At 37.3% G+C, this 11,427-nt stretch carries 10 protein-coding genes; 2 read left to right on the top strand and 8 right to left on the bottom strand.

Going from position 1 to position 11,427, the window contains the following annotated elements; genetic code table 11:
- The 5 genes from F6K54_RS17025 to F6K54_RS17005 all read right to left on the bottom strand — a co-directional run.
- Positions 1–406: caspase family protein (locus F6K54_RS17025; RefSeq protein WP_293079504.1), on the bottom strand; the 406-nt coding region annotated here is incomplete at its 3' end.
- Positions 407–409: 3 nt separating this feature from the next.
- A complete protein-coding gene (locus F6K54_RS17020) occupies positions 410–766 on the bottom strand; it encodes a hypothetical protein (RefSeq protein WP_293079502.1) in 357 nt (118 codons plus the stop codon).
- Positions 767–1,245: 479 nt separating this feature from the next.
- Entirely contained in the window at positions 1,246–3,357 is a 2,112-nt protein-coding gene (locus F6K54_RS17015) for a peptidoglycan DD-metalloendopeptidase family protein (protein WP_293079500.1), read from the bottom strand.
- 263 nt (positions 3,358–3,620) lie between these two features.
- The gene (locus F6K54_RS17010) at positions 3,621–4,499 is read right to left on the bottom strand and encodes a biotin--[acetyl-CoA-carboxylase] ligase (RefSeq protein WP_293079498.1); all 879 of its coding nucleotides are present in this window, start codon (positions 4,497–4,499) and stop codon (positions 3,621–3,623) included.
- Between the two features lie 482 nt (positions 4,500–4,981).
- Entirely contained in the window at positions 4,982–5,236 is a 255-nt protein-coding gene (locus F6K54_RS17005; protein WP_293079496.1) for a hypothetical protein, read from the bottom strand.
- Between the two features lie 131 nt (positions 5,237–5,367).
- Here F6K54_RS17005 and pgeF point away from each other — a divergent pair, with 131 nt between their 5' ends.
- A complete protein-coding gene (gene pgeF / locus F6K54_RS17000) occupies positions 5,368–6,228 on the top strand; it encodes a peptidoglycan editing factor PgeF (RefSeq protein WP_293079494.1) in 861 nt (286 codons plus the stop codon).
- 289 nt (positions 6,229–6,517) lie between these two features.
- On the opposite strand, the gene F6K54_RS16995 is transcribed toward pgeF, so the two are convergent.
- Together F6K54_RS16995 and F6K54_RS16990 are read right to left on the bottom strand one after the other, a co-directional pair.
- Entirely contained in the window at positions 6,518–6,748 is a 231-nt protein-coding gene (locus F6K54_RS16995; protein ID WP_237397161.1) for a hypothetical protein, read from the bottom strand.
- Positions 6,720–7,964, bottom strand: coding sequence for a transposase (locus F6K54_RS16990; RefSeq protein WP_293079491.1), 1,245 nt, complete (start codon positions 7,962–7,964; stop codon positions 6,720–6,722). The genes F6K54_RS16995 and F6K54_RS16990 overlap by 29 nt, the downstream gene beginning before the upstream one ends.
- Between F6K54_RS16990 and F6K54_RS16985 the strand changes: the two genes are divergently transcribed.
- Complete coding sequence (locus tag F6K54_RS16985; protein ID WP_293079489.1) at positions 7,964–8,575, top strand: CPP1-like family protein; 612 nt, start codon at positions 7,964–7,966, stop codon at positions 8,573–8,575. The two genes, F6K54_RS16990 and F6K54_RS16985, sit on opposite strands and share 1 nt — an antisense overlap.
- Positions 8,576–9,271: 696 nt before the next feature.
- On the opposite strand, the gene F6K54_RS16980 is transcribed toward F6K54_RS16985, so the two are convergent.
- Complete coding sequence (locus F6K54_RS16980) at positions 9,272–10,927, bottom strand: ABC transporter substrate-binding protein (RefSeq protein WP_293079487.1); 1,656 nt, start codon at positions 10,925–10,927, stop codon at positions 9,272–9,274.
- Positions 10,928–11,427 lie beyond the last annotated feature (500 nt).

Genomic DNA, 11,427 nt, shown 5'->3' with positions numbered 1-11,427 from the left:
CTCCACATCGCCTTAATCTTTCTGTCACCAAATAAAGAGGAATAGCAGTATCTTCTACTCCATCTGGATGAGGATCAGCATCAGCAGGCATTAAATAATCTCGGTCATTAAAACGTATTCCATGACCACTATAAAAGAACCAAAAATTATCACCAGCAGATAAAAATTCTTTGTTAAATCTTACTCGTAAAAATCTTTGAAGAGTGCCATAGGTAGGTTGAGAATTAAAAGGTTTACCTGCATCATTAATTTGAGGAGAATTATCAGTAAATAAATAAACTTTCTCAAAACCTGCTTCATTGAGAAAGTAATCCCGCATTAATTCAGCATCTCTCTGAGCATATTGAAGAGTTGGCATATTATCGTAATGATTAATTCCAACACAAATAGCCCAATTTTTTGCCATTTTCTAAGACTCCTTCCGTACTAATTTTAATTTAATTGCACCTTTACTTCCAGCTTTTCCACCAATACCAAATAAAGTAACTTGACCTTCTCCATTAATTTCAACAGATAATTCTATTTCTTTTAAATTAACATTAGAAGATTCTCGATCTGTCTGGTCAAATACATATTCAATAACTTCAAGAAATTCAGACATTTCTCGTTTCAAATCTTCAGCTTTAACCTGAAATCTTTTTCTACTTGATTCGGGAGATTCTGCTGGCAAATCATCATAATTACCTCCAGTATCTATTGAATGTTTTTTTCCAGAAGTTTCTGAAGTAGTTTCATCGGCAATAATCCAAATTTTCTTGTCTTTCATAATAATAATTAAGTCTTATTTTTAAAGTTTTGGCTATTTTTGAGTGGTTGCCCAGAGATAATTTCTATATTTTAACTTATTTTATTTTTAGATAAACTCTGGAGAGCTTACAAAGTATCTACCCAGAAGCTTTTGTAGGTTGGGTTGAGGAACCCGAAACCCAACATAATAGAGTTGTCGCTAAACAGATGAAAAAAATCGCTCAAATTAAGACACAGTCGTATATAAAGTTATAAGTATCAGTTTTTCTTGGATTACACTGGTGCTTAAGCAAACCTAAAGTATAGTACCGTGTAGGTTTGTTTCAGGAAGGTTAGCGTAGCCGATCCGCAGGATACCCAATATATATTAGATTATAGGTATCGGTTTTTGTTGGGTTGCGCTGCCGCTTAACCCAACCTACAGAACTAATAAAAACTCCCAGAATATTCGATTAAAATATCCAGGAGTTTTGTCAATTTTTCCCTATCCAACTAACTCTATTCCACCACTTTTTTCTCCTCTTCATTCAAACTAATTTTTGTCTCTTCATCAGATTTTTCCGCAGCTTTTGTCAATTCAAAAATTGGTGGTTCTAAGTCAGGAATAGGTACTTCAAAACCTGGAGGTAAAGGCGGCAGTTGTGGTACACCAGAATCTAATTCCTTAGTCTGTTTCACCAACTCATTAATACTTATTTCCGGTACAGGTGGTATTTCAGTAATTTTCAACGCTGTCATCAAATTTGCCAAGGCAAACTGAATATGAGTATCTGGGTTTTTCGCAACCCACCCATCCTTTGTTAACTGTCGCATTTCAAAATGTAAGTGAGGACCTGTAGACATTCCCGTACTACCAACGCGACCGATAACTTCACCTTGTTTGACAACTTCTCCTGGTTTCACAAAAATTTCTGATAAGTGCCCGTAGAGAGTTTCCAATGATTTTTTCTGGTGGTCTAACACCACAGTTACACCATAACCTCCTAACCAGTCAGCGATCGCTACTTGACCTGCATAAGTTGCAACTACTGGGGTTCCTGTTGGCGCTCCTAAGTCTGTACCTGTGTGAAATTTCTTATAACCTAATATTGGATGTTGTCTCCAACCAAAAAATGAAGTTATCGGTGCAGGGATAGATAGAGGAAATATTATTCTAGTGTTACCATTTCCTGGTACTGCTGGCGGTCGCATGGTGCGGTTGTAATATGCTAAACCTGACTGAGTAATGGGGTTGTCAAATAAACCCTGCACCTGAGCGGGTAAAACTGCAGCAACTTCTACTCCTTGTGAAGAACCTGAGTAATGACTTGGAGTGTAGGAGGTGCTGGTGTAATAACTGCTTTGACTGGAGGATGAACTAGAGTAGTAGCTACTTTGACTATAACTAGAAGTGTCTGAATAATAACTGTTGTTGGAGGAGTAATAATTGTTGTTGGAGGAGTAATAGTTGTTATCGTAGGATGAGTCTTGATAGCTATTTTGATACGAGTCTTGATAGTTATTTTGAGAATAGTAACTTTGTTGAGTTTCCCCACTCCATGAATTGTTGGATGCTGTTTGAGCAGGAGCGCTCCAGTTATTAGTCTGAGCAGGGGCGCTCCAATTATTTGTTGCAGTTGTAGAACTCCAGTTATTAGTCTGAGTAGGGGCGCTCCAATTATTATTTTCGGCGACAGCACCCCAATTTTTATTATTTGTTGGATATTCGGCGACGTTATCTGTGGAACGTTCGGAGAAAACTACTGTACTTGGTGCTTCATAACTTTCTGTTGCACCAGTTTTGTATTCTGTATTATCTATATAAGCGTTAGTCGAACCGTCATAATAATAAAGTTTTTCAGGTTTTGGTAATGTTAGGGGTGGTAACTCCTGATATTTTGGTTGTTTTGATAGGTTGAGTCCTGTATTCGTCGGAGGTGCGACATACAAATTTTTCGGCAGATAAATACCACTGTCTGGTTCCGGTTCCGGTTCCGGTTCTGGTTGGGAATAATAATAAGGTTCTGGCTCGTAATAAGTTGGTGCCGGTTGAGAATAATAAGGTTCTGGTTCGTAATAACTTGGCGCTGGTTGAGAATAATAATAAGGTTCCGGTTCGTAATAACTTGGCGCTGGTTGAGAATAATATGGTTCTGGTTCTGGTTCGTAATAGTATGGTTCCGAATAGTATGGTTCCGAATAACTTGGTGAAGCAGAATAATAAGGTTCTGGTTCGTAATATGGTTGTGAATAATAGGGTTCGGGTTCGTAATATGGTTCTGGTGAATAGGATGGTTCCGGTGTATATGAAGGAGTTGGTTCGTAGTAGGGTTCCGAATAATATGGTTCTGGTGAATAGGATGGTTCCGAATAAGATGTTTGGGGATAATAGTTATCTACTGGAGCAGGTTGATATGATGGTTCATAGTCATACACTTCTATTTCTAAAACTGCCTCCGCTAAAACTATACCTCTACTCAACATTCCTAGACTAGCTAGACAACAACCAAGCTGCATAAGAGATTTATGAGTTAGAAGTTTGGTCTGAATATTTTGGTTTTGCTTTTTGGTTGTTTCCTGTAGTTCAGTTTTAGACTCTACTGACAGGTTTTGGTTCTCTGATACCATCATTTCCTCACACTATACTTATTACTTTGATTTGAATTGACAATTAAACATCTCCAGAAAAGAGGGAATAGGGAATAGGAAGAAATAATTGATAATTTCTATACGATAATTGATTTTATTTTTTATTTTTGGAGATGTCTATTAAGCAGTTTAATCAGGAGCAGGGAACGGAGACAGGGGGACGCGGGGACGCGGTGACACCCCATCTCCCTCTCTCCGTGTCTCCCCCTCTCCGTGTCTCCGTTTCCTCAAGAACCCCCACTTCCCTACTCCTGACTTCCGGGCAGCGATTGGCCATAGCCCAGACTGATTGTACCGGGTTTTAGGAAAATTTCTGAAGAAGATATTTGAGGCTGAGTCAGCAGACTAGCTGAGTCTTGATTAAACTTGACCCGTAATTCCCCATTAGTCGTTACTCCCACAATTGTGCCAATACGATCTTCTACTACTACTTGCTGCCCAATATTTATTAGTAGTTGCTGATAGGAAGGTAAGATACTTTCTATTCCTGACTCTAAAAGTTGTTTAATGCCAGAATCTAGTCCATGAAAGACTATAGCAGCTAACATTTCTAAAGAGAATATTTCTGGTTTTGACTGTTTCCTATAATAGCTCTGCAAATTAATTCCTGTTTCTGGCACAGAATTAGCCCAATTAATTCCTACGCCAATTACTGCTTGAGAAATTTTTTTCTTGTGTACCCTGGTTTCTGTTAGGATGCCTCCTAATTTTTTGTGTTCTAAAATCAAGTCGTTGGGCCACTTGACTTGAACTGGTACACCATAATTCCTCAAACTAGAGGCTATACCCCAAGCACTTGATAAAGTTAGCTGAGAAGTTTGAGATATAGAGATATTAGGAGCGATGGTATTGCTCTTGGCGATCGCTATTGACATATATAGGCCACCGACAGTTGACTGCCAATTTCTTCCCCATTGACCACGTCCTGCTGTTTGTTGACTGGCAATAACAATGCTTGATGGGTTTCCGGAGTCGATTAACTGCCAAAGAGTTTGATTGGTTGAGGGGAGACTCAGAAAAATATGAAGATTGGCGAAAGTTGAAGCGGTTAATTTATCCGAAACTCCTTGAAGATTTGACAAGCTGTCTATAAATTTTTCTTTGTTAAATTCTGCTACTGACAATTTTCTACTATTGGGTCAAAGTTGATAGATATCAACACTTTATCGCAGAAGGAACAAGGAAGAAGGAAGAAGGAAGGAAGAAGGAAGAAGAAAGAAGGAAGAAGTAAAAGTTTTACTTTATCTGAGTTTTAAACTTTTGAACTGTCCTAACCTTTCCTTAAGTTGATGACTCAATGATTTGTTCTACTTCTGTTGCGGATGTCGCAATAGTCATTTCATTCTGGTAAGCACTCGGAGTTGGGGTGTGACTTTTCCTTCTGTTGCGGATGTCGCAATAGTCATTTCATTCTGGTAAGCACTCGGAGTTGGGGTGTGACTTTTCCTTCTGTTGCGGATGCCGCAATGGTCATTTCATTCTGTGAAGCACTCGGAGTTGGGGTGTGACTTTTCCTTCTGTTGCGGATGCCGCAATAGTCATTTCATTCTGTGAAGCACTCGGAGTTGGGGTGTGACTTTTCCTTCTGTTGCGGATGCCGCAATAGTCATTTCATTCTGTGAAGCACTCGGAGTTGGGGTGTGACTTTTCCTTCTGTTGCGGATGCCGCAATAGTCATTTCATTCTGGTAAGCACTCGGAGTTGGAGGTGTGACTTTTGCTTTTGTTGCGGCATCCGCAATAGTCATTTCATTCTCTGAAGCATCCAGGATTGATGATTTAATCCTTCTCTCTACTACTGTTGCGGCATCCGCAATAGTCGTTTCATTCTCTGAAGCACTCGGCTTTGGGTAAACTTCCAATCTTGTCTTGTGCAGTAGACCAAACAAAAATGCCAAAATAAACGAAGGTACTGATCCTGAGGTCAGGAGTCAGAATTTCCTTCTGCCTTCTGCCTTCTGCCTTTCCTGATAACTGATAACTGATAACTGAAATGACTGTAGCTGACTCTTACTCACAAAAAATAAACAGATACTACCAAATTTTGGGCGAGAATAATGCCACTTGGCACTGGCAAAAATGGCAAGGATTATCTTATCTAACTTGTAGCCTCTTAGAAAATTGGCCTCATGGCTTTTTTACTCACCATTTCTGGCCTCGTACACCAGGACAATTAGTAGAAGTATTCCCTTCTTCTGCTGAGGTATATCGTGTGAAACAAGTACATGGCAATACTGTACTAACAACAGGGAAAGCTACTCAGGTAGAAATGCCTAATTCTGATGCCGAAAAAACTTATGCTGAAGCTGATGGTTTAATAACTCAAACAACAAAACAAGCAGTTTGGGTTTGTAGTGCAGACTGTGTACCTGTTTTGATTGCTGACAAAAAAATAGGACAAGTGGCAGCAGTTCATGCCGGATGGCGTGGCACGGCCGCTAAAATTGTTCCCGTAGCATTGGCAAGCTTTCAAGCTCAGGGTAGTCAATTATCCGATTTATTATTTGTTCTTGGCCCTGCTATTGCTGGAGAGGTTTATCAAGTTTCTGAAGATGTGGCGGCTGAAGTTGGGGCGACTGTTGTTCCACAAATAGAGAGAGCAAATACTGAGGAGACTTTACATTTTCTGGAGCTTTTGCCTAATTCGCCAATTTTATCCGATCCTGAACCGGGAAAGGTGCGCTTGGATGTGCGTATAGTTAATGTTTTACAGTTGGAGCAATTGGGTATTGATTATTCACAGATAGCGATCGCTCCTTATTGTACTTATCAACAACCGGATTACTTTTTTTCTTATCGGCGTGAAAAACAGAAAAAAGTACAGTGGTCAGGAATAGTCAGTGGGTTGAATTAAGTCAAAAGTCTAAATTCAAAAGCCAAAAGATAGACAGTACACATTAATCAAGTGGTAATTTCAATATTTGGCAGAGAATGCTCTGGAGCTAAAATTACTTTTTTCTCTCACTAATGTTAAATGCTTTACTTAAGTAAAGTCGTATTCTTTGCCTCTAGATATCTTTTTTTGATTTTCCTTCTATTAATCTCAGGGGGTTAAAAGCTATTTTTGATAGTCAGTACTTATGTTAATTTATGAGATTATTCGGTAATTTTTGACACTCCCCGGTCTCAAGACGCAGGGATTCTTAAGTAGCCCAAAATCGAACTCTTAAAGGCGTTGTCAAAGCACCTCTACTTAGTTGGCTTAAGTCAAGACCAAGCCTTCCAGATACTTTTCTGAGAATGTTTGCCGCACCGTTAGCATCAGCGTTAATCAGATAACCGACTGATAATTGATATAAACCGCGTTTGACTCGCTTTCCTGATGGTTTCCAGTTGTCGGGTTTTTCACGCCCTGATTGGGAGAAAGTCATCATCTAAAAACGACGCTTTTGAAGTATAAGATTCTTCAGTTTCTACAAACTGAAGCCCATATAAATTACAAAGTTGTTCAATTCTTTCCTTGAGTTTAGCTGTAGGAATTTGTACAAATTTTTGATTAATTTTACTCCCTAATTCAATTGACTGTTTTTGACCTTTATTCCATCCAAAAACAATCGTGCCAATTCCATATTTAAGGCAATGATTGATTACTAATCTTGCTGTTTTATTAACGGCATCTCGCATCTGACAATTACGTTTTTCAGTTATACAAGCTAATCTTTTAGACCAAAAATCTTGTGGTTTATTTTTCTTCAGAGTAGCTATATGTTTGTTGTACCACTGATTTTTGGACTTGAGATGTTTGCCATCAACAATAAAACTATGGCCTTGAGTATCTACACAAGTTAACCAGTTGTCTAGGCCATGGTCAATAGAAAGAGCTTGGTTAGGGTCTAACTTAACTGACTGAGTTTTCATTTCATAAACAAACTCAGCATAAAAACAACCATGACGAGGCAAAATCCTAATTTCTTTAATTAGTTTCCAGTCTAGATTACTTGCCATTGGGATATAGAAAGCATCTAATCTAAACCATGCTTTAACTTTAAGACCTAATGGAATTTTAATCCCAATATCAGTTAATTTCAGCCATTTTTTAGGATAAGAAACAGTAAATAGACCTGGTTTTCGATATTTAGGAGGTTTGGGTTTATTGGCTAATTCACCTTTTCCAAACAGTTTAAGTAGTTGTTTAAAACTTCTAAAAGATTCAACAATACCGTTGCAGATTTGTTGGGCACTAGAGGCGTACATTGCATTAAAATGCAAGTTCCATTTCATCTGCCGACAAAGTTCCCCTTGAGTGAGAAATCTGTTTTCTTTAAACCAAATTTGCCGGGCATAATAAACGGAACAATTGAACACTTTATTAGCCTCGCCACACAAGTATTCTAATATGGCCAACAGATTTTGATCGGGATGAAGCAACACTTGTTGACATCCCATATTTTTTGTTGTTTTGCTCATGTTTCTATTATCATCAAAATAGGGAAAGTCAGCACTGCTAAGATTTTGGAGTACGTTAATGACCCTAACTACGGCGGTTGAAACCGCCACGTCATTTTCCCGCCCTGCGCCTAAATTGACGGGGCTACCAAATTCCCAAACTTTCTCCGTATCATAGTTTAAAACATTATTAATAAATTCCAATGAGCGATTTAAGTCATTATCAACAACTTGGTCTCACTGAAGATGCTTCTTTTGATGAAATTCAAGCAGCAAAGGAACGTTTGAAGCAGCAGCATAGTGGCGATCAAAAGGTTATAGAAAATATTGAAGCTGCTTATGATTCGATTTTGATGGACCGTTTAAGGTTGCGTCAGGAAGGAAAGATTAAGGTACCTGAGCGTATTCGGTTTCCTGAGAAGCAAACAAAGAAGGTCCCTGATAGTTTTACTCCTGGGTTGACTGAAAAAGGGCCAGCTTGGCTACAAAGGTTAATTGATACTCCTAGTCAGGCTGATATTTTGTGGCCTACTGGTATATATGTGGTTTTGGGGGCTATTAGTATTTATTCTGGGGTTAGTCAACCGTCTATTTTGCAACTTACTTTGGCTTTGGGAGTTGGTGGTTGTCTTTATTTTCTTAATCGTAAAGAGAATAAGTTTGGTCGTGCTGTATTGTTGACAGTTGGGGGTTTAGTTCTTGGGTTGATTTTAGGTGGAATATTGACTGCTTTAGCAACTGGTTTAAGTACAGAAATATTTATTACTTTGGTAACGTTTTTGGTGTTATGGATGGTTAGTTGTTTTTTACGTTGATTAAGGTAAGGAAGAAGGAAGAAGGAAGAGGGAAGAAGGAAGAGATTTGAGGGGTTGCACATTGATGGAATGATAAGGAAGAAGGAGGAAGGGAAAAAAATTTGAGGGGTTGCACATTATGGAATGACATTGCCAAAAATTTAGTTTAGATTATGACTAAAAAAACCTAATATTAATCATTCTAGCAACTCTCAAATCCCAAATTCAATTCAATCAAAAATCTAAAATCATTCGTCTAATATTTTTCTGAGCAAATACATAATCTTTATCTAACCACAATGGAATCAAAGGAGTCAGAAGTCAGGAGTTAGAACTAATAACTTAAGAGTAGAGGTTTTAAATCTACTTAATTTATTGATTTATTATGAATTTTAGCTCCTGTACCTTGCCAATATATCTTCTGAACTCCCTTGAAAGTTATAACTCTAACTATCTATATATATCCCTTATATCATGTCTCTTTAAATAACCCCAATAAAAAAAATTTAGGAAGTAAGGAGTAGAGAACAAGAGGAGATTTGTTTGCTCCCCATGACAAACGGAAAAAATATTCTCTTGAGAGAGAATAGCATTTTTATTATGGCTAATTAATGAGACTTGATATTACTCAAATTCTTTTCCGATCAAAAATCTAAATCACTAAATCATAGTATCTAATTCTCAATCTTTCTTCCTTCTCAATTCCAGTCAGAATCTCTACGATTTATTAATTGTCCAGAAAGGAAACTGTTGAGTCGGTTCTAAACTAACTCCATTAATATTTTTCTGAGCAAATACATAATCTTTATCTAACCAGAGTGGAATAAAAGGAACATCTTCTCCTAATAAGTCTTGAATTTCTCTGAAAATACCTTGGCGCTTTTCTGGGTTTTGTTCTTGACGTTGTTCTTCTATTAATTGATTGATGCGATCGCTATAATAAAATGAGCCTTGAAATTGGCTAGCTCCTGCTTCGCAACCTGTTTCTTCTGAGCCTTTTGTACATTCTAAAAATGGTTGGATATAGTTATCAGCGTCAACAAAATCTCCGTACCAATCTAACATAAAAGTTTGATATAGTCCTTTATCTAAATTTTTAAAGGCGGTTGCTGCTTCTACACTATTTAATTCTAATTCCATTAAACCGTCTATTTTTTCTTCTACAGATGCTTTGAGCGTACTAGCGACTAATTGTCTTTTCGTAGAATTAGAAGCATACCAAATTTCTATTTTTGCTGGATTATCTTGAGAATGTCCTGCCTGTTTTAATAACTCTTTAGCTTTGTCAAAATTTCCATCTCCATAATTTTCTTGAAATACTGGTTTATAACCTGCAAATTTATTGGGAATTAGACTATAAATAGGTTCAGCTTGCTCTCGTAAAACTCGTTTATTTAACAAATTCCTGTCAACAATAGCTGCTAATGCTTGTCTCACTGCTTTGTTATCTAATGGTGCTGAATTAATATTTAAAACTATATAATTAACTGTCTTGCCATCTGTAGAAATTACTTGCCAACCTTGACGTTCTGATTCTTGTTCTAAATTAGAAATTTGGTCAGTATCAAGAGATAAATAAGCTACGTCAATAGCACCTGTTTTAAAAGCATTAAATAAATTGGCTGAACTAGAAAATATTTGAATGTCAACTCCTTGATTTTGTGGTTTTTCTCCCCAATAATTGTCAAATATATCTAATCGTAAAACATCAGTTCCGTACTCAGCTAATTTGTATGGTCCGGTACCAATAAATGTATCGGGTTTAAATTTATTTTCATCTGTTGTATATGCTTGAGGTGAAACAGCACAAAGACCAGAAAATGCTAGTAGAGGGGTAAAAGCAGCAAAGGGTTTTTTTAACTTTATTGTTAACTGATATTCTCCCGTAGTTTCTACTGACTCTACTGTATTTGCTAATAAAGAAGAAGGTGGACCTTCATTTTCAATAAAACGTTTTAAGGAAAAGGCCATTGCTTCACTGTTGAAGGGAGTACCGTCATGAAATGTTACCCCCTGACGAATAGGAATTGTATATGTTATGCCATCTTCGCTAATTTTTGGCATTTCTGTAGCGAGTTGAGGGACAAGTTCTGTTGTTCCTAACTTGTAACCGTAGAGGCGATCGCCCAAGTTATAGAGTAAGTTACCAGATATTACTTCGTAGGCATCTGCCGGGTCTACGGTACGAGGTTTAAGAGTTGTACCAATTGTAATACGATTTGTTTGAATTTCTGTGGTGGAGGTGTTATTAGGATTATTCTGTGGTTGACTACAACTAATAACTAGGAAACAGCAAAGACAAAACAAACTAATAAATTGAATAATGAACTGTCGGGAGCGGTTGACAGAATTAAATAATTGATGTTTAAACAATTTAACTATTTACCTCACTTATACTGGAGCTTATTATTTTTTCTGAGATAAATTCTACCAAGATTTTAACTCCTAAGAAAATTATTTAAAATATTGCTTCTAGTGCCGCTACGCGGAAGTTAAAAGTCAAAGGTCAAAAGTTAAAAGTCAATCATTTTTAATTTGTAATTGTGTTAGGATTTTGTAACTGGTCAGTTATTTCTACCATCCTGCATTAGATTATGACTTGTTAGTGCAAGTTTCAACAAAATATGAGAACTAATATATATAGAGTTACCAGAAAATTGGGTTTAAAGCCTCGCCCATAAGCGGGCGACTTTTTAGTTTATTTTATTTCAATCGATATGTTATCATGTTGTTAGTTTAAGAGTAAAATTATGAAAGCTAGATTTAAGTATCGTATCTATCCAACACTAGGACAAAAATACCGAGAGCGCAAAGCTATTTGGTTGTGTCCGTGTGGCGAGTGAATGATAGTCTAGCTTGCTGCCAAGAAAAGT

It is taken from the genome of Okeania sp. SIO3B5, assembly GCF_010692555.1.
In the GTDB taxonomy this organism is placed as follows: Bacteria; Cyanobacteriota; Cyanobacteriia; order Cyanobacteriales; family Microcoleaceae; genus Okeania.
The sequence above is the reverse complement of the archived record's forward strand: the minus strand, read 5'-3'. Positions and strand labels throughout refer to the sequence as shown.

Excerpts from the sequence above, each read along its gene's own strand:
- F6K54_RS17020 (WP_293079502.1), bottom strand. The coding sequence starts at position 766 with ATGAAAGACAAGAAAATTTGGATTATTGCCGATGAAACTACTTCAGAA.
- F6K54_RS17015 (WP_293079500.1), bottom strand. The coding sequence starts at position 3,357 with ATGATGGTATCAGAGAACCAAAACCTGTCAGTAGAGTCTAAAACTGAA.
- pgeF (WP_293079494.1), top strand. The coding sequence starts at position 5,368 with ATGACTGTAGCTGACTCTTACTCACAAAAAATAAACAGATACTACCAA.
- F6K54_RS16995 (WP_237397161.1), bottom strand. The coding sequence starts at position 6,748 with ATGATGACTTTCTCCCAATCAGGGCGTGAAAAACCCGACAACTGGAAA.
- F6K54_RS16985 (WP_293079489.1), top strand. The coding sequence starts at position 7,964 with ATGAGCGATTTAAGTCATTATCAACAACTTGGTCTCACTGAAGATGCT.